Raw genomic sequence first — 23,768 nt, forward strand, 5'->3', positions numbered from 1 at the left:
ATATCGGCCAGGACCGGATCGACCTCCCTTAACGCCACATCCAGTTTGAGTTTTTCGAGCTGACGCAGACGGCGCCAGATTTTGGTCCCGATAAAGCCCAGTGCCAGCAGCAGAATAATGACGGTCGCCAGCCAGCGGGCGGAGAGATTTTCCAGCGGGTGGGTTTGTCTGAACTGCCAGCCGGGTCCCCACCACCATATCCAGATGAGGGCAATACAGGGCAGGAGGGCCAGTATCAGCGAGGCGGTGGCTTTGAGCGGCGGCAGGCGCGGCATCGCCGGTTTTTTGATATTTTTCAGAAGAAGAGAGAGCCAGTTCATGGGTTAACGCTCCTGTTGGTCATCGTATCCTTTGAGACGGCGGTCATGGCGGCTTTTTCTGCCAGTGCCGCCAGCAGGCCGGGCTCCCAATGGGTGAGTGACAGGTGTTGTCCTGCCTGTAACAGATGCCGGTAATGTTGTTGCGCCAGGGCCGTCATACCCGCCTGTTCAAGCAACTGTGCCGTGAGCAGCTGACCGTAGAATTGATCCCGGGGTTCGGTCAGTTGTTGCTGGTGCTGTTCTGCCGCGTTGAGGGCGGCCTCCAGTCCGTGCTGCCGGAAACATTGCCAGATGGCTTCCTGATCCGGTGTTGCGCCGCCGTTAACGGCCGTCGTCGCCGGCGGTTGCAGCCAGTTCAGGGTTGAGGATGAGATAAACGGACTCCTGTCGGAAAAATAGAGAGTCTGTAAAACCGGCAGGCGTGCAAGAAAGGCGTTCAGTTCATCACGGATGGCCCCGGCGACGGCGGCATAGCCGAGTTTTTCGGCAGCCTGAGCCGCGATAGCGTGGCCGTCAAGCCAGTAGGGGGCGAGGGTCAGGCTCTGTTCTATCTGTCGCAGCAGGGATTTATCAGCCGTGGGCAGTTTTGCCAGATAATCCGCGGTCCGGTCTGCCGAAGTGGGTGCCAGCGGGGTTTTGCCTTCACTGTTGGCCATCGGTGCGGTGGTCAGGGTGTGCCAGATGGCATAACGGCGCAGACGGTAACCTGTAGCGGTGTCGGGCTGGCGTTCACACAGGAGATCAGCGACGGTGAGTAAGGTTTGTTTCCAGGCTTTTTCACTGGAGCTGTCTACCGCGATATCCGGTGCCGGTGTCAGCGCTGAGGTGACCGCGGGTTGTGTGGCGGTTTCTGTTGATTCAACCGGTGCGGCTACGGGTTTTGGCGCGGGTTTGCGAGCATAGCGGGGGCGCAGCTGGTCGATCTCTTTAGCCAGGGCGGGTTCATCGGTATGCCAGCATTGCGCCAGATGAGCCAGTGCGCCTTGCGCCTCTTCGCGCTGAGTCTCATCAGCCTGTTCGCAGAAGCCGGCCTGAGCAGAATCAAAGCGTTTAATGACCTGTTGTGCCAGGCGACGTTTGAGCAGGGGTTTTTGCGGCCAGGCTGTCTGCCAGTAATGCTGAATGTAATCGGCCAGCAGCTCCATTGCCAGTATCAGTTCAGCGGGATTGCTGCTGTGTTGTAATGTGCGCAACAGATGAACCATCAGCCTGAAATCTTTGCTTTTTTCGCTGAACAGTTGCAGCGCCTGACGCTGGATCTCTTCAATGTCGAGGGTGGAATGGGCCAGTGAGCCCAGCTTAACCATTTCCCCGTCAATATATTCCCAGGCGGGTTCGTTTTCATCCAGCTCCTTGCCAATCAGTTCATCCGATAAGGGGGTCAGCAGGAGTGCCTGCCAGTCAAATTGTTTCCTGATATCCATGGGATCACCAACGACAGGCGGTGCGTAAAGGTTTCACCGCCTGTTCCAGTTGAGAAATGTTGAATGTTATCTGACTTCCGTTGTCAGTTTTGATGGTCAGGGTGTGGCCTGTCATCAGTCGTTTAAGTTGTTCAATGCCTGGTAGCCCACGGCTGGATTCCAGCAGGTAGCCATTTTCGCGTAAGAACCAGTCGGCGCTGAATTGGGTTATGTCAGTCGAAATCATCACTGTGCCACTGTCTTGTGGTTTAGCCAGGGCGACCTGTATCCGGGTGATGCTATCGATGCAACTTAGCATCAGTACCGGCCGTGGTGGCAGAACACCGATCGCGGGCGTGGTGAGTATGACGCGGTTCGGTATTCCTTCGGATTGGGTAGTGATAAAACCGGTTGAGTGGTCAGTTCGTTTCATTTCCTGTTCCATTGCCTGTCTCCAAGCTGGGCCGGTTTTTTCTAACGGGATAACGGCAATGTTATCCACTTTATCCAATAGACGGTCATAGCAATCGAGTCTGATCAGCGGTGAAGGTTCTGAACGACATTGCTGTAAGGCCAATAGTGGGGGCTCTGTTGTGGTTTCCTGAGCTGGCTGAATATCAGGTGTGCCCGTCAGAGATGCGATTAATGAACTGACAAGTAGCAAGAAGCTCATAGTTTACACCTGTATTTCGCCAGCTTATAAGTCAATGTGCGGGGAGCAATTCCCAGGCTTTCAGCAATTTGTTTGGTGTTGTTGCCGTAAATATGCTGGCGTTGTATCAGCACCGCACATTCAAACTCTTCGATTGCCTGAGGCAGGTTGTCAATTTTGCTGTAATCGTGAGAGACGCTGGCCGATGTTTTGTTTTCTGCTGTGGTGCTCAATGAAGCCAATAATTCATCAAGCTGTTTCTCTTTTTGGCGCTGGGTCTGGAAGACCTGGCGGATCTGGCGCAGTTGTTCACGCAGTTGTTCCAATTCCTGCAATCTTTTTAGCCGGTGCTGCATCACATAGCAGTAGATGTAAAACATGTTGCTATCGTCAGCAAAGCGACTGACATCTTCGGCGAAAACAGCAATGACACCACATGCTTGTCCGTTGCAGTTAAATAGCGGGATGGCATGTAGACCGCAGCGGTGGGGAAGCTCTTCTACAAAGGTGCGAAAGTTTTGATTGTCTACCCGCACTCCTTGATTGAGTGACCCCCAAGTTGTGGGGGTTCCTTTGTACAGGATTTGTACCAGCGGATGGTTGATATCGCCAATATTGACGTCCAGTTGCAGAGCGCTTATTTGGTTTGGCGCTGGCAGCCGGTAGCATTCAAGGCGGTTTTCATTCATGTTAAGCAGAGAAACCAGCAAGGCGTCAAAACGCTGGCGTTGGTGATTCACTTGAAGAAAGTGGTGAACCAGCTGCTCAATAGAGTCATTTTCCAATAACGCTAATGCGCTTTTCAGCCGTTGTTTCATGGTATCTCCTCAACCGCCACGTTGAATTCATGTGTATCAACGGTCAACTGGATGGTACTGATCTGTTTTCCTGAAGCCATTTTTTGCAACAGCAGCAGGGATAGTGGCGGCAACAAAGCGCCATCAATGATCGATTCCAGCATACGTGCGCCGTTTTCAGCTCGGGTTGCTCGTTGCAGTATCTCTTCAATGACATCGTCACTGATGGTGACTTCGGCATTGAAACGTTGACGTAATAAGTTATCAAGGCGGACCAGTTTGCCCTGGATAATGGTTTTCAAGGTGTCGTATCCCAATGGCAGATAAGGCACCACTTCCATTCGCGCCAGTAGTGCCGGTTTGAAGAAAGCCGCCAGTTCAGGGTAGAGCAGGTCGTTCATCTCTTCCGGTTTATCAGCGTTATCAACAATGGTTTGATAGCCCAGGTTGGAGGTCAGGAAGAAGGCAACGTTTTTGCAATCAATCACCCGACCTTCACCATCGGCCAGTTCACCTTTGTCGAATGCCTGATAGAACAGGTTCAGTACGTCAGGGTGGGCTTTTTCCACTTCATCAAGCAGGACGACGGAGTAAGGTTTTTGGCGAATAGCTTCGGTGAGTACGCCCCCTTCACCATATCCTACATAGCCCGGAGGTGAGCCAATCAGGCGGGAAACGGTGTGTTTTTCCTGAAATTCAGACATATTAATGGTGGTCAGGTATTGACGGCCTCCGAACATTAATTCCGCAATTTGCAAAACGGTTTCGGTTTTACCAACACCGCTTGGCCCTACCAGCAGAAAAGCGCCCAGTGGGCGACCGGGGCGACGCAGGTCGGCTCTGGCTGTCAGCAGATGTTGATGCAGACATTTGATGGCGAGATCCTGCCCTTTGATGCTTTGTCCCAGATGGATTGGCAGTTCAGTGACAACAGAGAGTTCACTTTGTGAAAGACGATTAAGTGGTACGCCGGTCCATTCAGCGATAACCGCCGCAATCTGGTTTTTATTCACATGAGGAGAAACCAGTGTTTGTTGTTGCTGTAACTGCTCCAGCTGTTGGTTAAGTTCAGCCAGTTTGGCAATCAATTCTTCGGTTGTTACTTCTGCGGATGATGCGCCCTCTTCTGTTTCATCAGTTGTTTCATCCGTTAATAGCTGACGGCGCAGTTCAATAATTTGCTGAACCAGTTGCTGTTGTTGCTGCCAACTGGCTTCCAGTTCAGTTAGTTTTTCTGTTGTTTCTTGCTGTTGCTGCTGTAGTTCATCCAGTCTGTCAGTATGTTGGTTCAACCCCATCCGTTGTTCCCTTGCCAGCACATCCGATTCCATTTTTTGCTGGTGGAGCTGGTTTTTCAGTGCGGAAATCTGACGCGGAGGGGCTGTTAGGTTGATGGCAACACGTGCACAAGCGGTATCCAGTACATCAATCGCTTTGTCTGGTAGCTGGCGACCGGAGAGGTAGCGGTCACTTAATACCGCAGAGGCTTTCAGCGCTTCGTCATCGATCAATACGCCATGAGCCTGTTCATAGATTGCCCGCAGGCCACGCATAATAATAGTGGCTTCTTCCGCTGTCGGTTCGGCTACTTTTACCAGTTGGAAACGGCGGGAGAGGGCCGCGTCTTTTTCGAAATATTTTTTGTATTCGCCCCAAGTAGTTGCGGCGATAGTTTTCAATTCACCACGAGCCAGGGCGGGTTTCAGCAGGTTGGAGATATCCAGCCCGCCCTGTTGATTGCCCGCGCCAATCAGCGTGTGGGCTTCATCAATGAACAGAATAACCGGTACGGATGACTGGCTGATTTCACTCATGATGCCTTTGAATCGTTTTTCAAATTCACCTTTTACTGCCGCTCCCGCCTGTAACGCGCCCAGATCGAGTGTCATCAGTTCACTGTTGCGCAATTTTTCCGGTACCTGGTTGTCGATAATGCGTAAAGCCAGCCCTTCAATCAGTGCGCTTTTACCCACGCCCGCTTCACCCACCACAATTGGGTTGTTTTTACGGCGACGGCAGAGAATATCGATCATCAGGTCGATTTCGGTGTCACGGCACAGAACCGGATCGAGTTTTCCCTGACGGGCCTGTTCTGTCATATTCTGGGTAAAACGGGCGAGCAGGCTGTCACTGTTGGCGGCGGTTTTGCCTTGTCCATTTTTATCGTTCTCCACAACAGGTTGTTCGGCAGAGCCGGCAGTCCATTGTGTGAAATTCTGACGCAGCAATTCGCGGTTTATTCCCGACAGAAGACGAGCAGATTGTGGTGTCAGGTAGCGTAACGGGCTGAACAGCAATGTCATCAGCATGACACCGCTGCGTAATTCTTGATGCTGCATTTCGGTTGATGCTAACAGCCAGCTATCTTGTAACCACTCTACCAGCATCGGGGAGAAGTTGGGGTAGGCTTGAACCATTGTTTGATGGTGAGGGATCATTTGATCAAGCTGCTCTTTTAGCAAGTCACTGTCCACCTCGGCTTGACTGAAGATCGCTCTGACATCACTGAGAGGTGTGTTGATCATTTGCAGCAGTAGCTGAGAGACAGTGATCTCAGGTTGCTGCTGGCTGACACACTGTGCCGCCGCCGTTTCCAGAGCGTGCCGGGTCATCGGATTTAAGCGGTTAACTAATGTGGGTAGATCAATCTGGATCATCGGTTCTTTCCTAGCTCAGTAAATTATTTAGCTGTTGTAAGATGTTCTCGGTCTGGCTGTACAGCCGGACAGCATAGAAGCCATAAACCACGGCGAGCAGCGCAGTGCCGCTCCAGAACAGGTGTTTGATGGTCAGACGTTTACCCAGTCGGTAGCGGCCATCACGCTCGTTAGCGTTACTGTGCAGAATGGTTGCTGGCGCTTCTCCCCGCAGTGTGTGCAGTTGTTGGTGTAACCGGCGGAATAAATGTTCAAAATCATCACCTTTCTGCGAAGCCACTTTGTAGCGGCCACGGTAGCCAAGGCAGAAGCAGAGATAGATAAATTCCAGCAGATGCTGATAGCGCTTAGGTTCACCCATTAAACGCTCTAGCAACTGAAAGACTTTTTCACCACCCCAGGTTTCATTGTGAAATCTCACCAGTAGTGATTGTTGTAACCACTCATTTTTGCTGTTCCAGCCATGCCCCAGTGCGGTTTCGTCAATGAAGGTACAGAGCATGTAGCGGAAAGAGACAATCGCGCCCGGTTCATAACCTTTAGTTTGCAGAAATTGTTCGATTGCCTGAATATCGGTCACGACCTGTTGGTAAAGTTGGTCCGGCAGCGGCTGATCACCCATGTCTTTCATTCGCATCACCATGCCAAGCAGCGGTGTGGCGGCATCAATCATTGGGTTCAGGCTTTCTCCACGCAGCGGTAACTGATACTGACGATGCGAAACAGCATCAGTGACTTCCGGCGTTAGAGCCGGGTTGTCATTAATGGCTTCGGTTTTCATTAGTCACTCCCATTGCTGACTGCCCAGAATTGCATGTCTAATCCAGGGAAGTCCCCCGAGACATGGAAGGCAATGGTGGTGCCTTTCAGAATCTCTTGCCACGCCGTGCCTTGTTGATCAAAACGGAAATAGGTGTAGCCGGCGTGATAAGGCAACTGACGTGGAGCCGCAGGAAGCGCGACCAGTTTTACGCCAGGCAACTGGACGCTGACCCTTTCGCGGATTTTTTCCAACGATGTGACTTTAGTTTGCTGAGGGAATTGGCGGAGTAATTGATCCTGTGGCATCTGTGCGCGGATTGCCAGAATGAAATCCGCTTTGGTCAATACATCACGATCATAAATGTTTGCCACCTGGATACCATTTGATTGATTTTGTAATTTAATTGGGATCGCGCGCGGGGTCAGGACAACACCCAGTGCTTCGCGCATGGGGATCATGGTTTCCTTGAATGTCTTCGTGAGATTGTCATGAGTGTAATCCGGTACAATGCCAACCTGACGCGATGCAGCCGTGAATGTTCTTAGTTCACCACAGGTTTGGATCAACTGAGTGAAAAAATCTTGTGGGTGCAGAATGGATTGTCTGGCGTAGTGGTTAAACCATGGCTGAACCCGGTTAACTAACTGGAGCATCATAAATTCAGCAACATCAGCTACTCCTTGCTGACTAGGTGAACCAATCCGATCAGAGAGTGATCTGCCTCGTTCTATCAGTGCCATATTCACTTCATCCATGTAGATTTTTAACCGGCTGGAAACATTGATGGATGTACAGGTTGGCACGAATTCTTCATCCAGTATGAGAGTCCCAGTCGGCAACTTTTCTATTATCTGGCATAACGGCAGCAAAGAGAACGCGCTGAGATCCTCTGAGCCCTGTTTCAAAACCGGTGTCAGTTGTGCCAGCATGAGCTGGCTGACATCACCGCCATCAGTGTGCAGGTCACGGATATCCGCCGTATGTTCACGGTAGCGTACAGCCCCGGCCTGATCGGATTCCGAATGGGAGATTTCATTGAGGGTGTCGTTGGCTATTGGTAGCGCCAGGTAGATACTTTTGCTGTTGCTATCGTGCAAATTCTCTACATCAAGTGGCTGAGGCGTGACATCCTGATGCGGAATAGAGAACACGGTGCCATCCGGCATGATACCGCTGGCTTCGGTGATACCGATACGCCCCAGAGCGAGAAGATCCTTGTCAATAGTCAGGGAACTGAAACCGTAACCGTAACTGGTTAAGGTTGCCAGGCGGCTGTGAGCCAGATAGTCATTATGTTTTTGCTGTTGTTGGAAGTGTTGTGGCTTGATAAATAATCCTTCGCGCCAAATCACCCGATTTTTACCTGACATAATTATTGCTCCTCTTTTCTAAGTTCAACTTCGTTCGCTCTGATGTGCACCAAGATGTGGTATTGCTGTCCTGTGTCTTTTACTTTGATCACTTTTTTCCATTCAGATTGATTGATATCGGCATAACGAACGATGACGCCGATGTAACGGCTATTTTTTTCCAGTGGGATGACTGGCAACGGTTTGTACTGCCCCGGCAATAAGGTGTAATCCTGATGGTTGATGTAATTTTTCCCCAGCGCTTTATCCAGTTTGTCGCTCTCAAGCTGATCATAATCAGCGGCAAGCAGGCGGGAATCTTCACTGAGATAGATCAGATGCATTTCAACCGGCGTGGGTTCGCCATTTTTGTTGGGATTGATATCAGGCTCTGCCAGCAAAGTGATCGCCGCGGTGGAAGGTAAATCCGCAGGTTGACCGACCGGGGTCGATGGGTCCCAGACAACCTGTCCGACTTTCTTCGTAGCCTGCCATGCACCGCTGCAACCGTTTAACATCAGCGCTGCCAGCAATACAAACCATAAGGTGTGATTACTGAACCATGAGGTATTACCGCCGGAGCGTTTCATTACTGGCTATCCTCTAAACCCTGACGCAGAGCGCGGTCATAAGCTTGTTCATAGACTTCACTAAACAGTTTTTCGAATCCCTGCTGGCGGCTGGAAGCCAGTTCGCGGTAGTAACTGGTGTACATTTCCCACGCCCAGGTTGCGTCTTTCTCCTGCGTCTCATTACTGCGACGGTATTGAGCGAAACGGTTGAGTAGGTGTTCCGGTGAGAAAGCATCCAACATGGTGTTCAATGCGGCAGTGATCGCGATCCGGTTAGCCTGATAGTGCAGTTGCAGGTTGTGCAGGCTTTCAGCGACGGCGGATGGCGCAGAGAGATGTACCGGGCTTTTTTGATCCGCGAACATCACCTGCATGGTGGTGTCGTAATCCATATTGAGCCGCAGTGGGTTGTCTTCGATAGGGCGTAGTTGCTTATCACGCAGACCATGTTGTGCACGTTGCAATGCCAGTAAGCCTTCAATCGCCGCTTTCATGGTTTTACCCATTTCTTCCAGAAAGTCGTTGGCCTGTTGGCTGTTATGCAAAGGTAATTGTGTGCTCAATCCTCGCATCAATGGTGTGATAGCGATGTGCTGCTGTTCCATGTCCTGATACTGTTCACTTAAAGGTGAAGAGATACTCGGTAAATCAACAAAATCCCGATCCATAGCATTGCCTCTGTTGTCTGAGAGGGGAGAGAAGAATAATGGGGTGTTGTAATGGCCTTGTTGCAGGCTCTGGTTTATTTCATTACTCACTGGGGTTTGGTCCAGTGTGGTCAGATTTTCGCTGTCGAGAACCTTAAGTGGGTCATGGCTAAAATCGTGGTTAATCGTTGGCGCCAAAGAACGATGATCGGTGAAAGTGGTATCTTGGACTGGGTCTTTTTCCATCATGGCGTCCAGTGGATTGCTATAGCTGGAGACAAGCGATTCCGGTGATACCATCATGGGATCAATCCGATCTGCGTCGGAAAAACTGATATGGCTTTTGAGCACCAATTTGCCGACAGTAATTTCATCCCCTTGTTGCAATCGGATGAAGCCGGTACCCGAGGTCAGTGGTGATTGATTCACAAACAGAGGCCCGGCGATCATTTGCAGGCAGAATGCGCCATCACGCCATTGGATAGTAAATTGTGATGGATTGATATTGCCTTTCTGATCTTGAACAGACCAAAGATGGCTTTCGCTGCTGCCGACGGTGCCGCCTTGAGTGGAGAACAAGCAACTGGCAGATTTGCCGCTTTCCAGTTGATCGCTGTTGATCACGCGTAATGAAAGGGTTGGCTGTTGTTTTTCCATCGTCTTTATCCACTAACTGAAATTGTGATAAAGGGTTTCTTTTCCGGCTCGCCGAGAAAGCTGGTCCACCCTAGATTATTGTTTTGTTTCGTACCAAGCACCATGCCGCCCGCTTGGTTTTCGGCCAGCCCAAGACGTAGATCCCAAGCCAATTGATCGCGCAGGACAAAGCAGATAAACATCACCAGTGGCAGGAAATTTTTTCCGTCCGGTAGGAATGACAGGAAGTGTTCACGGGATAGGTCATTGATACATATCATAAATTTACTGTTGTAGCCTTTCACCCAGGAACCGATGGTGAAGTTTTCGCCCAGTATGGACATTTTCACATTTTTCTCACCGTCAGCTGTCAGCGTTTGACCTAAGCGGTTTTGCTGTGATAAGGGAATAGTGACTTTCCTTAATTGCCAGCCGTGCACAGTAACATCCTGTAGATCAAAACAGTGTGAAATCAGGCTGCATATCACTTCCGGCGATCTGCTCGGACTGGCTAGCATCCCGGCATAGGCCAGCATCTTGCTGTGATTGATGTTCAAATGAGTACGATTCACATCACTGCCAAGTCCTACCAGAGAGAACATGCGCTGAGAAAAATCGTCCATCCCGTTTTTGTCAAAACAGATGTAATAACGATATTTCCGCCAGATTTGATAAAGCATGACGACTGAGCGGTGGTTGAAAATATTCAGAAAATTAGTCAGCCGGTTTTCGCCTTGAGCTTCTTCCCATGCCAGTGAATCAAGATAATAGCCAGGCATCGGCGACTGACTGCCATGTAATCCAAGAAAAGAGACTTCTACCTGAAAACGGCCTTGCTCGGTACGTTTCACAGAGACAACATCTCTGGTCGGGAAAGCCAGGCTGGCACTGGATCTGAAACTGATTGATTCCCGGTCTGGGCGATCGGTTTGCCCTGTTTTTTCCCACGCTACCGCCAATTGGTTGAGTAATTCAACCAATTGATAAAAGTTGTATTTTGATACATCCAGTACTCGATTTTCTGTCGAGTTTTTACCTGTTACATCAACGCGTGTTGACCTATTTGTACCGGCCATTGATAACATTCCTGATTATCTAAATTGATCACCTTCAGCATGTGGAAGGAATTAATGCTGGCATATAATGCAAGGAAACGTGACAGTATGGTGCCGAACATATAGAGCTCACCTTCAGAGCTAAAAGCCTGTTGTCGGATATATAATGTTGATTCTGAACCACGTACAGGAAGTCCTTTAAACAGGCGGTCTATTGGTTTCGTTTCAATCCGTTCAATCGCATTCAGCCGTTTTTGTGATGACCGTGATGACTGCCTATTATATATGCTGGGGAGATCGTAGGTACTCAGTACCTGTTTCAGGGAGTCCTTATTCAGTAATGTCATATAATTCAGTGACATATTTGAGATGAGGGACCAGTGATATTCGCCGCTCATCAATGGATAAAGTGGAACGGATGGGCGGGTTATATTACGAAATGACGCAAATGGTGGGCTACCCAGTGAAGCGTAATTAATGTCACCCACCCGTAGTTGCAGTGGCAGTTCGCGGTTGGTGCAGGTCAATTTGATAGAAACATTTTCATGCCTTTCTAGTTCCAATAACTGCGATGCATCGCCACGTACGAAAGAGAGATAGTGCTCAAGCCCTTTGCGGAAAGGGGATTCTTTGACCCTGATACGGAAATAGCGGGTGTTGAGTTCGCTTTCATGCTCGATTTGATGATGAAAACTTTCAAATGGTACATAGCTCCGCTCACTACCGCGCGTGAAGTCGGGTTTACCATCTGGACCAAGCAGATTGCTTTCCACTTTATCAATGGAGAAAATGTCGTAGCGATCAGGATGGCTATAGTTGGCTTTTAATGGATATTCCGCCTGGCTGCCATCCAATAGGATAGCTTCGCTATCCATTGGGAAGAGGTTGATTGCCGGCACACAGTGCAGCCGGAAAGTATCCTGACGAATTTTAACTTCCGGTGGAAGTGCTTCTGAAAAATAGAGATTCAGCGTAAAATCACTGGCTTTAAGATCTGCCGGTAACTTGGGGAAACCCGTGATATCAAAAAACAGAAACCCTTCAGAAAAGCAGAAGTATTCCTGCAAGATGCGATAACCCATATAGGAGTTTTTCGGGTAAGGCAACAGAGCATCTTCCCGGTTAAAACCAACCGGAACGACATCAAAATCCGGCAATGAAATGGTGGTATCGCCTACGATAAGTTTTGCGTCTTCAAGGTAGTAACTGAGCCAAAAATAGAGCTGTGTACTGCTGTAATCATCGCCGCTCAGATAAAAACGCAGCTTATCAAGTTGCAGCTCTTGTAAGCTGAGTTCTGTCTTTGAGGTAAAGTTCAGACCAATAACACCTTGCTCATTGCTGTTATTGACGGAAATGTCCCTGATCGACATTGGAAACAGCCAGACATCACGGCATAAAGTGAAAGTACAGCGGTTATCTCTGTCTGCTTTATTTGCGTTGGTACTGCTTGAGTATATATTTTCATCTTCATCGTCATCATCATTTGCCAACGGACAACTCTGGATTTGCGAGCCGCGCTTAATCTGCGTGGCCTTTGTGACGGTGCCGTCATCGGGTGTGTACTGGATAATCGTCATGCTGGGTGTTGGCCGCAGATAATTTGGCCATAGCATATGCAGTAACCCGTGAGTCAGTTCGGGGAACTGATCATCAATTTTTGCCCGTAAGTTACCGGCAAGGAATGCAAATCCTTCCAACAGACGCTCAACATCCGGGTCAGAGCCTTGTTCAGACAGAAATGAAGCGAGGTGAGGATGTTCAATTGCAGCTTGTTTCCCCAATTGTCTCAGGTAATCCAATTCCTCTCTGAAGTATTTTTCAAGTGACATATTTACTGAGTCCGCTCTAGGCAATAACGCCGGTTGTTATCCAGTTGAATGTTAAATTCAACCACATCATTAATATCATCCAGGGATACCTGGGCACTGATGTGAAAACTCAACAGCAGCGGGTCACTATCATCGTGGATTGCACTGACAGAGACTGACGATATTCTTGGTTCATAACTTCTAATGCAATGTTCTATAGCCTGTTCAATACTTTGCTTAAAGTCAGTTGCGGTGGTTGTGGCGTCATTGAGATCAATAACGCCAAGATCTACCGCACTCTGACAAGCCCCCGGATGGGTATTGAGAACATTATTCAGGTGCCGTCTGATGGAGTTGAGTAGCTCACGCATTCTTGACTGGCGGGAAGAACCGGAGTTCTTCCCCTGAATACGCTCAAACAAGCTGGCAGAACCTTCTCTATTCCAACTGTACAGCGCAGCCATGACTAATTATTCCTTATCCAAACGTCCTACCAGTGACAACTCAAAGCTGGCTCCCATATATTTGAAATGAGGGCGAACTTGCATTGCCACCTGATACCAGCCTGGATCTCCTTCCACATCCAAAACCTGAATTTGGGCAGAACGCAGCGGACGACGGCTGCGGACATCTGTTGGTGGATTTTCCTGATCGGCGATGTACTGTTTCAGCCAGGTGTTCAGTTCACGCTCCAGATCTTGACGCTCTTTCCAGGAACCAATCTGCTCGCGCTGCAACACTTTGATGTAGTGTGCAAGGCGGTTGATGATGAACATATAGGGCAGTTGAGTACCCAGTTTGTAGTTGGTTTCAGCCATTTTCCCTTCGCGGGTGTTCGGGAATACTTTTGGCTTCTGAACTGAGTTGGCAGAGAAGAATGCAGCGTTATCACTGCCTTTACGCATTGTCAGGGTGATAAAACCTTCTTCAGCCAATTCGAACTCACGGCGATCAGTAACCAGAACTTCTGTTGGGATCTTGGCTTGGATTTGTCCCATTGCTTCGAACAGGTGAACGGGTAGATCGCTGACAGTACCGCCGCTTTGCGGGCCGATAATGTTCGGGCACCAGCGATATTTGGCGAAGCTGTCAGTCAGGCAGGATGCTAGCAGATACGCAGTGTTGCCCCACAGGAAATGTTCGTGATCTTTGCTGACATCTTCCTGATAGTTAAAGTTTTTAATTGGGTTTTCAATAGTTGAATATGGCAGACGCAGCAGGAATCGTGGTGTTGTCAAGCCGAGATAACGTGAATCCTCAGATTCGCGTAGAGCACGCCATTTGGTGTGAGCCGGGCCTTCAAAGACGGATTTTAGATCTTTAATTGCTGGCAGTTCGGTAAAGCTGCTGATGCCAAAGAAATCAGGCGCGACAGAGGAGAGGAATGGCGCGTGAGCCATTGCACCAACCGCGCTGACATATTGCATCAGTTTGATATCGGGTGAGCTATTGCTAAACGCGTAGTTACCGATAACCGCGGCAACCGGTTCACCGCCAAACTGGCCATAACCTGTTGAGTAAACATGCTTGTATAAGCCTGACTGGATGATTTCTGGTGAGAATTCAAAATCTTCCAGTAATTCTTCTTTGGTGGCATGGATGATGTTGATTTTGATGTTTTCACGGAAATCTGTACGATCAACCAACAATTTCAGTGAACGCCATGATGATTCCAGCTCTTGGAACTCTTTGGCGTGCATGATTTCATCGACTTGAGTGCTCAGTGTTTTATCAAGTTCAACAATCATTCTATCAACGACAAGTTTGTTGATAGGTTCTTCGTTAGAACCTGTATCCAAAATGCTGCTGATAAAAGCCGCAACACCTTGTTTTGCTATATGGTAGCCGTCATTTTCCGGCGTCATTCTTGCCTGAGACATAATTTCGTCAAGCAAAGAGGTGGTGGACCCTGGGGCTAATGTTGTACTGCTCTCTTCATGCAAGGACATGTTAAAAACTCCTTTTCAGTCAATTACTTTTGATTGACGATTTCAAGCTCTTTTAGAAGTTGTTCGCGGACTTTTTCATCACCCAGTAATTCTTGTAAACGGGTGCGGAACGCTGGAATATTTCCTAACGGCCCTTTGAGTGCGACAAGTGCTTCACGCAGTTCTAAAAGTTTATTTAATTCAGGAACTTTCTTTGCCACGTTATCGGGTGAAAAATCGTTTAATGATTTTATTTCCAGGTTAATTGGCAGGTCATCTCCACTATCATCATTGAGACGATTAGGGACGTTAAATGTGAGATTGATGTTTGCTTCATTCATCACAGAATTAAAATTATTTTTGTGCACAGAAACAGCTTGACGTTCTTCAATTGGCGTATCTTCTTTCGTCCCTTTAAGATCACCGACAATAAGTAAATTAAGTGGTAATTCGATTTCAGCTACTTGATCACCGGTATTAGGAACGTATTTTATATTAATCCTTTCCTTCGGTGCTACACTGCCTGGGCTATTTTTACTCATATTAAAATCCTTCGGGTAATACAATTTCGGCAATTAGGAATTATTTGATAACAATATTGATGAGAGAGTTGCCCCTGATACCTACCTATTATGTGATGGATAACATAAAAATCCCTCCTGATTTAATGAAACGGAGGATTGACTGCATTGAATTGGGTAGTAAGCCGACTTGTATGAGTATATAGATAAATACGGATTCAGAATATTCTTACTCATCGAGCAATAGCATCAATATAGACAGCTCTGCAAAGCAGAGTGTCGCATTTTGTTTTTTTATTGTAAAGATAAAACATAGGCAGATATACCCCTCTATTCGGCCTTTTGGTAATTTTATTATATTTTGCAATAATTTACGCTTTGATCTTTTCTTAAGCTATTTCTTTGTCAAGTCCCCCAATATAGTAATATTAGCAGCTATTTTTCTGGGTATTTATAAATTTTTAGTGATTTTTTGTTTCATTGTGTAACAAAGTGTTTCCAAGTGTATTTCTGTTTACATCTTGGAGTTAGTTTCACATTGTAAATATTATTTTCGTTATTAATCAGGTGGGTGATTTTGATTTTTTGATCTATTTATCAATTTTTAATTGACCAAGAAACAATTTTTCTTGACTTTATTTAAGTCTTTATATTTCATATTGATATGTAATTTTTTCTCTAAAGGGAATTATTGTTATCAGTTAATTGTTCTGTTTATTTTTAAAAAACAATATTATTTTATTATAATGGCATTAATTATAATATTTATGTTTGCTGGTGATGGGCAAACAATTTTGCAATTTAGATTTTATTTTGAAATGAGCTGTTTGGTATTTATTATTCATTTCAGCGTTCATACATTTGTAAGTGATTTTTTTCAAAATGAAATAGTTACTATTGAAATTAATATGAGCGCTACCTTAAATATGTTGACACAATTTCTTAAAGGATATTTTCATGCCAACTCCATGTTATATTTCCATCACTGGAAAAACCCAGGGTAATATTACCGCTGGTTCATTCACTGCTGAGTCAGTGGGTAATATTTATGTTCAGGGGCACGAAGATGAAATGCTAGTTCAGGCATTTGATCATGTAGTTACCGTACCAACTGATCCTCAATCAGGTCAGCCTTCTGGTCAGCGTGCTCATAAACCATTCCGTTTTACAGTTGCATTAAATAAATCGGTTCCATTGCTTTATAACGCATTGGCTTCTGGTGAAATGCTGACGAATGTGGAATTGAAATGGTACCGCACTTCTGTTGAAGGAAAACAAGAGCATTTCTTCACAACTCAGTTGGAAGATGCCACTATTATCGACATTGATTGCAAAATGCCTCATTGTCAGGATTCAACAAAATCTGAATTTACTCAGTTGGTTCGTGTTTCTCTGTCTTATCGTAAGATTAACTGGGAACATACAACCGCAGGTACTTCTGGCGCAGATGATTGGCGCGCACCTATTGTTGCCTGATAGGTAATATAATCATTCAGCCAATGGAATATCTTTTCATTGGCTGAAAAGCTTAGTTGTTTTATTAAAATTCAGGATTATTAATAACTACCTTCAATTTCTTTCAGTTTATTTTATTCTTTTTCTTTTCTATTTTTTACACGTATTATTTAACGATTTTACTAAATGTTTCCGATAACAATCAGTCATCTTTTTATGCTTTTACTTTAGCTATTTTTCCTGGTTACAGTGGATGTTAACATTTTTCAGTGCTTGTTCTAAGCTGGAGATTCGATAAGCATCAACATGAAATCTTGCATATTTAAGTAATCGTTTAATGTCTTGTTTTTTTATCTTACAACTTTTGCGTATTTATGGTATGTAAGTGTTTCTTATGATTGGCAGTGAGAACACAGGTAGCAGCACTTTCTTAAATACCATAATTTATCCTGATAAAATGTTTTACCTATCCTAAACGTTAATAGATATGACAAGATTGCTTTTCTGAGTTTGATATTCAGGATCCTGCCATTTTTATCGCTAATGGGGCTATAATGATGCCTTACCATCTGTCCCATCTACTGGGATGGGTTTTTAGTTGTCAGGTATTCCATACTGGCAAGTAATCTATTCTCTGCTCTGGGATCTAAAACCTAATGCTAAGTTATCGCCACAGCTTTCACGCCGGTAATCATGCCGATGTACTGAAACACACTGTACAAAGCCTGATCATTGAATCTCTTAAAGAAAAGGAAAAACCTTTCCTTTATTTGGATACTCATGCTGGTGCAGGCCGCTATCAACTCAGCGGTGAACGCGCTGAACGTACTGGTGAGTATCTGGAGGGGATTGCCCGCGTCTGGCAGCGTGAGGATTTACCACAAGAATTGAAAGTTTATATGAGTGCAGTAACTGCACTAAATCAGAGTAGTCATTTACGTTATTATCCGGGATCGCCTTTAATTGCCCGCCATTTGTTGCGACAGAATGATAAGCTTAATCTGACTGAACTGCATCCGAGTGACTATCCTTTATTACGTAATGAATTCTCCCGTGATAACCGCTCTAGGGTTGTGCGTGAAGATGGTTATCAGCAATTAAAATCACAATTGCCGCCACAGAGTCGTCGTGGATTTATCCTTATTGATCCTCCTTATGAGCTGAAATCTGATTATCAGGCGGTTATTCAGGCCATTCAGGAAGGTTATAAGCGTTTTGCCACAGGTGTTTATGCGTTGTGGTATCCGGTGGTATTACGCCAGCAGATCAAACGTTTGGTTAGAGATCTGGAAGCAACGGGCATTCGCAGTATTTTGCAAATTGAGCTGGCTGTCCGGCCTGATAGTGATCAACGGGGGATGACCGCTTCTGGCATGATCGTAATTAATCCCCCCTGGAAGCTGGAACAGCAGATGAAATCGGTGTTGCCGTGGTTACACAAAGTTCTGGTGCCGGAAGGAACAGGCCACACATTGGTTAAATGGATTGCACCAGAATAACTTTCAGCGATGGCAGTAAGAGCCAGAACCATCACAACTGATTGATACTTTTTTGTCAAAATAGGCTATCGGGTATTCACCCTTTACACTGACTAGATGGAAACGATCCAAATGAGCAAACATTACAACTATATAGCAATTGGTGGTGGCAGCGGTGGCATTGCGTCAATTAACCGGGCGGCTATGTATGGGCAGAAATGTGCCCTGATTGAGGCTAAAGCATTAGGGGGAACTTGCGTTAATGTGGGATGTGTGCCGAAAAAGGTGATGTGGCATGCGGCGCAAATTGCTGAATCTATCCGCCAATACGGGCCGGATTACGGCTTTGATACCACTGTCAACCGCTTTGACTGGAAGACACTGATTGCCAGTCGTACTGCTTATATTGATCGTATCCATCAATCTTATGAACGTGGTTTGGGTAATAATAAAGTTGATGTGATCCAGGGTTTCGCCCATTTTGTTGATGCACACACCGTTGAAGTGAATGGAGAGAAAATAACCGCAGATCATATTTTGATTGCGACGGGTGGGCGTCCTGTACGTCCTGATGTACCAGGCGCGGAATATGGTATTGATTCTGATGGTTTTTTTGAACTGGAAGAGATGCCAAAACGGGTTGCGGTTGTTGGTGCGGGTTATATTGCGGTGGAAATCGCTGGCGTATTGCACGCACTTGGCAGTGAAACCCATCTGTTTGTGCGTCAACATGCACCTTTGCGTACTTTCGATCCGATGATTGTTGAAACACTTCTGGAAGTTATCAATACCGAAGGACCCACTTTGCATACTGAATCTGTGCCGAAAGCAGTGATTAAAAATGTGGACGGTAGCCTGACTTTGCAACTGCAAAATGGCAAAGAACAAACCGTTGATGCTTTGATCTGGGCTATTGGCCGTGAACCAGCAACGGATAATCTGAATCTGTCTGTAACTGCTGTTGAGCTGAACGAAAAAGGCTACATCAAGGTTGATAAGTACCAGAACACCAATGTGAAAGGTATTTATGCAGTAGGTGATAACACCGGTGCGGTGGAATTAACGCCTGTTGCGGTTGCAGCAGGTCGTCGTTTGTCCGAGCGCTTGTTTAATAATAAGCCGAAAGAATATCTGGATTACAGTAATATTCCAACTGTTGTATTCAGCCATCCGCCGATTGGTACTGTCGGTCTGACTGAACCTCAGGCAAAAGAGCAGTTTGGTGAAGATCAGGTGAAAACTTATAAATCTTCTTTCACTGCGATGTATACCGCTGTCACTCAACATCGTCAGCCATGTCGGATGAAACTGGTGTGTGTCGGGCCGGAAGAGAAGATTGTTGGCATTCATGGTATTGGTTTCGGAATGGATGAAATACTGCAAGGTTTCGCTGTTGCATTGAAGATGGGAGCAACTAAGAAAGATTTTGATAATACGGTTGCAATTCATCCGACTGCGGCGGAAGAGTTTGTAACGATGCGGTAATAATATTGTCAAAAATTCATCTATACATCTTTTCTATTCTGGAAAATACGTTTAAAGGCCGGTTTTATCCGGCCTTTTGCTTAAAGGGGGATGGGGAGGTGCCACTTTTTGCTTAAATTTTATAAAGGAAGAGCTGCCGGCGGCATTACGGGCCATGTGTGATTTGGATACACGGCGGTTGGACCAATTTCTACAGAACAATTTCCTGAGATGTAAGCTGTGATAATGCGGTGATGTTGTTGAAAACCTTCTTATATATGTTCTAAATTCTGGGCAATATTCCTTAGAAGGCTAGATTTAGCCAGTTTTTTTGAGGCGGATTAAATAAAAGGTATTTAATGTGAAAAAACTTCAACAACAAAGCCGTAGGGCTTTTCTTAGTCGAACTGGTAAGCTCACCACTGTTTGCGCGGCGATTTCCCTGACCGGTGGGATCGTACAGGCGGCGCCGTCAACCGTCGTAGCCGAGGCATCACAGAGGCAGACTACTCTTACGGATCGTCATTACTACCTAAGTGATGTGCTGCTGGAAGAGGGATTTGATTATGACGGTGATACGGTGATCGGCACCCGTACTGCATTATATACGTTGGAAATTAAAGATGGCAGGATCGTTGCTATCCATGCTTCTGGTATGCTGCTTAACACGAATCAGCCATGCTATCAGGCACAGGAGCAGTTGCTGTTGCCCGCCTTCCGCGATATGCACATCCATTTGGATAAAACTTTTTACAGTGGCCCGTGGCAGGCGCCGAGGCCGCGCCAGGGTAAAACCATCATGGATATGATTGCCCTGGAGCAGACTCTGATCCCCAAATTGCTACCCACTTCTCAGCAGCGGGCAGAGAGCCTGATTGCTCTGTTGCAATCTAAAGGCAGTACGGTGGCACGCAGCCATTGCAATATCGATCCGGTTAGTGGTCTGAAAAGCCTGGAACATTTACAGTATGCTTTGGAAAATCACCGTGATGATTTCACTTGCGAAATCGTTGCCTTCCCGCAGCACGGTTTGCTGCATTCCAAAGTGGAAGGGCTGATGCGCGAGGCGATACAGATGGGCGTGCAATACGTTGGCGGGCTGGACCCTACTAATGTGGATGCTGCGATGGAAAAATCACTGGATACTATGTTCCAGATTGCGCTTGATAATAACGTTGGTGTGGATATTCATCTGCATGAGATAAGCCCGGAGGGCGTTGCTGCTATCAACTATATGATTGATACGGTGGAGAAAATACCGGCTTTACGAGGCAAGGTTACTATCAGCCATGCTTTCGCTTTGACCACGTTGGACGAGGGCAAATTGGCAGAAACTGCTTCCCGTTTAGCGGAACAGCAAATCACTATTGCCTCCACAGTACCGATCGGCAGCCTGATGATGCCGTTACCGCAACTCAGTGCCAAAGGGGTGTTTATCATGACGGGTACTGACAGTGTGATTGATCACTGGTCGCCATTCGGCACTGGTGACATGTTGGAGAAAGCTAATTTGTATGCGCAATTGTACCATGGTTCAGATGAGTTTCATCTTTCCCGCTCTATGGCTATTGCTACAGGCGGTGTGTTGCCGCTTAACGACCAAGGCCAGCGTATTTGGCCTCAGGTGGGTGATAAAGCTGACTTTGTCCTGGTGGCAGCGAGTTGTTCTGCTGAGGCGGTGGCACGTCTGCCTACTCGTCAGGCAACGTTCCATCAGGGGCACCTGGTGGCCGGTACTGTAGCCAGGGTTTGATTCGTCCTCACCACTTTAATGATGGCGCTGCCCCGGTAGAGAAAGAGGAATACTGGAAAAAGGCTAATTAATGTGTCCTAAATTAGTGGACCACTACAAAATAGTAAAGCCGGGCAATGGCCCGGCGGAAGGGTTAACGCAGCATCAGAACTTCAGCGAGCCTTGCATATAGAATATGCGCGGCTGCCCGGCGTAGATGCCTTTATTGTTATCATCATAGGAACGGGTGTAATATTCGCGGTCGAAAATGTTTTTCACCCCAAAGGCCAGAGTTAGATTGGCCATTTGTGGGCCGAAGTCATACGCCATGCGCGCATCCCACAGCATAAAGCCCGGAATGCGGCCGGTGCTGCCATCGGCACTTTCCTGTACTGTGTTAGCGTTATCAGCAAACTGGCTGGATTGGAATTCGCTGTTGAGGTTGAAGGTCCAGTTGCCAGGTTTGTAATCCATACCAAGTGTACCTTTATGCTTCGGTGAGAACGGCACTTGATTCCCGTAGGTATCGCCTTTTTCACGAATTTCCGCGTTCACATACGTGTAGTTGGCGTAAACCGAAATGTTCTCCAGTTTAGGCGTAAGCTCGGAAAGATTGTAACGTGCCTGAGTTTCCAGCCCAGTGTGCTGGGTTTTCCCACGTGCCGTAACAGTATCGTTAGTCTGGTTGGAGTCGTATTGATTGTTGAAGTTAATCAGGAACAGCCCCATTTCCGCAGTCAGAGCGCCGTCGTCGTAGCGGGTTCCGACTTCCCAGGTGCGCGCTTTTTCCGGTTCTACATTGCCGCTCCGCACAGCCTTACCAATCTGGCTGTACTGTACGGTACCGAATGAGCTTTCTGTATTGGCATAAAGATTCCAGCTGTCAGTAACGTGATAAAGAACGTTGAGTGCAGGCAGCGGAGCATTGTAGCTTACTTCTTGGCGGGTGCCTTTCAGGTTGTTGTTCTGGGTGGATTTGATATGTTCGAATCGAACCCCTGGCGTGATGGTCCAGTTGCCGATATCAATGCGGTCGTCAATGTACCAAGCATGAGCCTCGGTGACAGAGCGGGTATTACGGTCATAAGGGCTCGATGTGCTGGGTAATTCGCCGCTGCTGGTGGCGGTGTAATAACGCATTTCGTGACTGGATTCATTCACGTAACGGTAGCCAATCCCTACTTCATGGGCTGAAGGCCCTAAATTGAAGAGCTGGCTATAGCGCGGTTCGATGCTGCGCACCCAGTATTCCCGTGGGGAAAGGGTAATGCGTTTGCCCTGCTCGAGATAACCGCTGCGCAAGGTATGGGTATATAAGCTCTGAATATTGAATTTGTGCTGCTGGTCGGGCTGATACTGATAGCTGAGGCTTGCGAGCTGACGGCGGCCCCAGAAGCGATCATATGGGCGAGTGGATTGCCAGCGATTGGCATCGTAATCGGCGCGTGAAAGACCTCCGGGCATATCCGCACTGCCATCATAATATTGCAGCAGGCTGTTGAAGGTGTGCACTTCATTGGGTGCATAGCGGCTTTTGAGCATCATGTCGTCAATGTGCGTGGCGCTGTGCTCGCGCCAGTCGCTGCCACGTGTACCGGAGTAGAGAAGCGCCGTGCCGAAACCGTTATCTGCCGTACCGCCAATCATCAGATTATGGGTTTCTTTTGGATTATTTTGTGAAGATGTGGGGCTAAGCTGGCCTTCCACGCTTGCCTCAATACCAAAATCCTGTGGGATAGCGCGAGTCACGAAATTCACCACACCACCTACGCTTTGTGGCCCATAACGCACAGCGCCGCCGCCGCGTACTACGTCTACTGCGTCCATGTTGCCGAGAGATACTGGCGCCAACGATAGCTGTGGCTGGCCGTAAGGTGCGAAGGGTACCGGAACGCCATCCATCAGAACCGTAGAGCGGCTGGCAAGACGCGGGTTCAGGCCACGAATGCCGAAGTTCATCGCCAGGTCGTGGCTGCCGGTACCGTTGTTTTCCGGTGCGCTGACGCCAGGAATGCGGTTTAGCACTTCACGCATTGTTGTTGCGCCTGTTTTGGCAAAATCTTCACGGCGGATAACATCGCGTGCGCCTGCATGTTCAAACACGTCGGTTTCACGAGCGTTGCCCAGCCAGTCGCCTATTACGGTCATCGAATCTTTTTGCGTGACAGAAGCGGGTTCGAGCGTGAACGTGTTATCACCCAACGTTTTCGCCTGTAAATCAGTACCGGCCAGTAAGGTGTTCAGTCCATCGGTGATGGAATAATCGCCATGTAGGCCGCTACTCTGCTTACCGCGCGTTAAGCTGGCATCTACCGAAAGGGTAATACCCGCGCGGGTGGAATACTGATTGAGAACTTTATCCAGTTCGCCTGCATTAATGTCATAGTGTGCGCTAGCTGGCGCCACAGAAGCATACGTGATCCCCGAGGTTAGGCAAGCCATCGGTAACAGGCTTAAATGAATTGCCATTACCAGCGGTGTTGTTTTGTGAAACCCGCGCAGTGGCCGTGCACGTAAAGGCGTCATAA

Annotated in this window: 20 protein-coding genes; 4 read left to right on the forward strand and 16 right to left on the reverse strand. The window is 47.4% G+C overall.

Annotated elements, in window-relative coordinates; genetic code table 11:
* From LGZ99_RS04980 to tssB, 14 genes are all read right to left on the reverse strand, one after another.
* Positions 1 to 320, reverse strand: a 320-nt coding sequence (locus LGZ99_RS04980) for a hypothetical protein (protein ID WP_262978903.1), incomplete at its 3' end; no start/stop codon positions are given.
* Positions 317 to 1,744 carry a type VI secretion system protein TssA gene (gene tssA, locus LGZ99_RS04985; protein WP_036836714.1) on the reverse strand — a complete coding sequence of 476 codons (1,428 nt, stop codon included), beginning with the start codon at positions 1,742 to 1,744 and terminating at the stop codon, positions 317 to 319. The genes LGZ99_RS04980 and tssA, both read right to left, overlap by 4 nt.
* Before the next feature lie 4 nt (positions 1,745 to 1,748).
* Complete coding sequence (vasI, locus tag LGZ99_RS04990; protein ID WP_036836715.1) at positions 1,749 to 2,396, reverse strand: type VI secretion system-associated protein VasI; 648 nt, start codon at positions 2,394 to 2,396, stop codon at positions 1,749 to 1,751.
* Positions 2,393 to 3,193, reverse strand: coding sequence for a helix-turn-helix domain-containing protein (locus LGZ99_RS04995; RefSeq protein ID WP_036836716.1), 801 nt, complete (start codon positions 3,191 to 3,193; stop codon positions 2,393 to 2,395). The genes vasI and LGZ99_RS04995 overlap by 4 nt, the downstream gene beginning before the upstream one ends.
* Positions 3,190 to 5,829, reverse strand: coding sequence for a type VI secretion system ATPase TssH (gene tssH / locus LGZ99_RS05000; RefSeq protein ID WP_036836717.1), 2,640 nt, complete (start codon positions 5,827 to 5,829; stop codon positions 3,190 to 3,192). Before tssH ends, LGZ99_RS04995 begins: the two co-directional genes overlap by 4 nt.
* Before the next feature lie 10 nt (positions 5,830 to 5,839).
* Positions 5,840 to 6,610 carry a type IVB secretion system protein IcmH/DotU gene (icmH, locus tag LGZ99_RS05005; RefSeq protein WP_036836718.1) on the reverse strand — a complete coding sequence of 257 codons (771 nt, stop codon included), beginning with the start codon at positions 6,608 to 6,610 and terminating at the stop codon, positions 5,840 to 5,842.
* Positions 6,610 to 7,962, reverse strand: a complete 1,353-nt coding sequence (tssK, locus tag LGZ99_RS05010; RefSeq protein ID WP_023043438.1) for a type VI secretion system baseplate subunit TssK — start codon at positions 7,960 to 7,962, stop codon at positions 6,610 to 6,612. Before tssK ends, icmH begins: the two co-directional genes overlap by 1 nt.
* A gap of 2 nt (positions 7,963 to 7,964) precedes the next feature.
* Positions 7,965 to 8,531 (reverse strand): type VI secretion system lipoprotein TssJ, encoded by a 567-nt coding sequence (gene tssJ, locus LGZ99_RS05015; protein WP_072008818.1) that lies wholly within the window; start codon positions 8,529 to 8,531, stop codon positions 7,965 to 7,967.
* Positions 8,531 to 9,817, reverse strand: coding sequence for a type VI secretion system-associated FHA domain protein TagH (tagH, locus tag LGZ99_RS05020; RefSeq protein WP_036836719.1), 1,287 nt, complete (start codon positions 9,815 to 9,817; stop codon positions 8,531 to 8,533). Before tagH ends, tssJ begins: the two co-directional genes overlap by 1 nt.
* A 5-nt stretch (positions 9,818 to 9,822) precedes the next feature.
* Positions 9,823 to 10,872: a type VI secretion system baseplate subunit TssG gene (tssG, locus tag LGZ99_RS05025; RefSeq protein WP_021323272.1), complete on the reverse strand. Its 1,050-nt coding sequence runs from the start codon at positions 10,870 to 10,872 to the stop codon at positions 9,823 to 9,825.
* Positions 10,836 to 12,683 (reverse strand): type VI secretion system baseplate subunit TssF, encoded by a 1,848-nt coding sequence (tssF, locus tag LGZ99_RS05030; RefSeq protein ID WP_021323273.1) that lies wholly within the window; start codon positions 12,681 to 12,683, stop codon positions 10,836 to 10,838. The genes tssG and tssF overlap by 37 nt, the downstream gene beginning before the upstream one ends.
* Before the next feature lie 2 nt (positions 12,684 to 12,685).
* On the reverse strand, positions 12,686 to 13,126 hold the full coding sequence (tssE, locus tag LGZ99_RS05035) for a type VI secretion system baseplate subunit TssE (protein ID WP_023043433.1): 441 nt from the start codon (positions 13,124 to 13,126) through the stop codon (positions 12,686 to 12,688).
* A gap of 6 nt (positions 13,127 to 13,132) precedes the next feature.
* Positions 13,133 to 14,611 (reverse strand): type VI secretion system contractile sheath large subunit, encoded by a 1,479-nt coding sequence (gene tssC, locus LGZ99_RS05040; RefSeq protein WP_021323275.1) that lies wholly within the window; start codon positions 14,609 to 14,611, stop codon positions 13,133 to 13,135.
* A 23-nt stretch (positions 14,612 to 14,634) separates the two neighbouring features.
* Positions 14,635 to 15,132: a type VI secretion system contractile sheath small subunit gene (tssB, locus tag LGZ99_RS05045; protein ID WP_021323276.1), complete on the reverse strand. Its 498-nt coding sequence runs from the start codon at positions 15,130 to 15,132 to the stop codon at positions 14,635 to 14,637.
* A 936-nt stretch (positions 15,133 to 16,068) separates the two neighbouring features.
* Between tssB and LGZ99_RS05050 the strand changes: the two genes are divergently transcribed.
* Positions 16,069 to 16,587, forward strand: coding sequence for an Hcp family type VI secretion system effector (locus LGZ99_RS05050; protein WP_021323277.1), 519 nt, complete (start codon positions 16,069 to 16,071; stop codon positions 16,585 to 16,587).
* Positions 16,588 to 16,797: 210 nt separating this feature from the next.
* Here LGZ99_RS05050 and LGZ99_RS24780 read toward each other — a convergent pair whose 3' ends face one another.
* Positions 16,798 to 16,938: a DUF1090 family protein gene (locus LGZ99_RS24780; RefSeq protein WP_081704128.1), complete on the reverse strand. Its 141-nt coding sequence runs from the start codon at positions 16,936 to 16,938 to the stop codon at positions 16,798 to 16,800.
* Between the two features lie 284 nt (positions 16,939 to 17,222).
* Here LGZ99_RS24780 and LGZ99_RS05055 point away from each other — a divergent pair, with 284 nt between their 5' ends.
* The 3 genes from LGZ99_RS05055 (at position 17,223) to LGZ99_RS05065 (ending at position 21,261) form a co-directional block, all read left to right on the forward strand.
* Positions 17,223 to 18,065, forward strand: a complete 843-nt coding sequence (locus LGZ99_RS05055) for a 23S rRNA (adenine(2030)-N(6))-methyltransferase RlmJ (RefSeq protein ID WP_021323278.1) — start codon at positions 17,223 to 17,225, stop codon at positions 18,063 to 18,065.
* Between the two features lie 111 nt (positions 18,066 to 18,176).
* Complete coding sequence (gorA, locus tag LGZ99_RS05060; protein WP_152552687.1) at positions 18,177 to 19,529, forward strand: glutathione-disulfide reductase; 1,353 nt, start codon at positions 18,177 to 18,179, stop codon at positions 19,527 to 19,529.
* Between the two features lie 340 nt (positions 19,530 to 19,869).
* The gene (locus LGZ99_RS05065; RefSeq protein ID WP_023043429.1) at positions 19,870 to 21,261 is read left to right on the forward strand and encodes an amidohydrolase family protein; all 1,392 of its coding nucleotides are present in this window, start codon (positions 19,870 to 19,872) and stop codon (positions 21,259 to 21,261) included.
* 144 nt (positions 21,262 to 21,405) lie between these two features.
* Here LGZ99_RS05065 and fecA read toward each other — a convergent pair whose 3' ends face one another.
* Complete coding sequence (gene fecA, locus LGZ99_RS05070; RefSeq protein ID WP_036836721.1) at positions 21,406 to 23,766, reverse strand: TonB-dependent Fe(3+) dicitrate receptor FecA; 2,361 nt, start codon at positions 23,764 to 23,766, stop codon at positions 21,406 to 21,408.
* Positions 23,767 to 23,768: the final 2 nt, after the last annotated feature.

It is taken from the genome of Photorhabdus temperata, assembly GCF_025384845.1.
Taxonomy (GTDB): Bacteria; Pseudomonadota; Gammaproteobacteria; order Enterobacterales; family Enterobacteriaceae; genus Photorhabdus; species Photorhabdus temperata.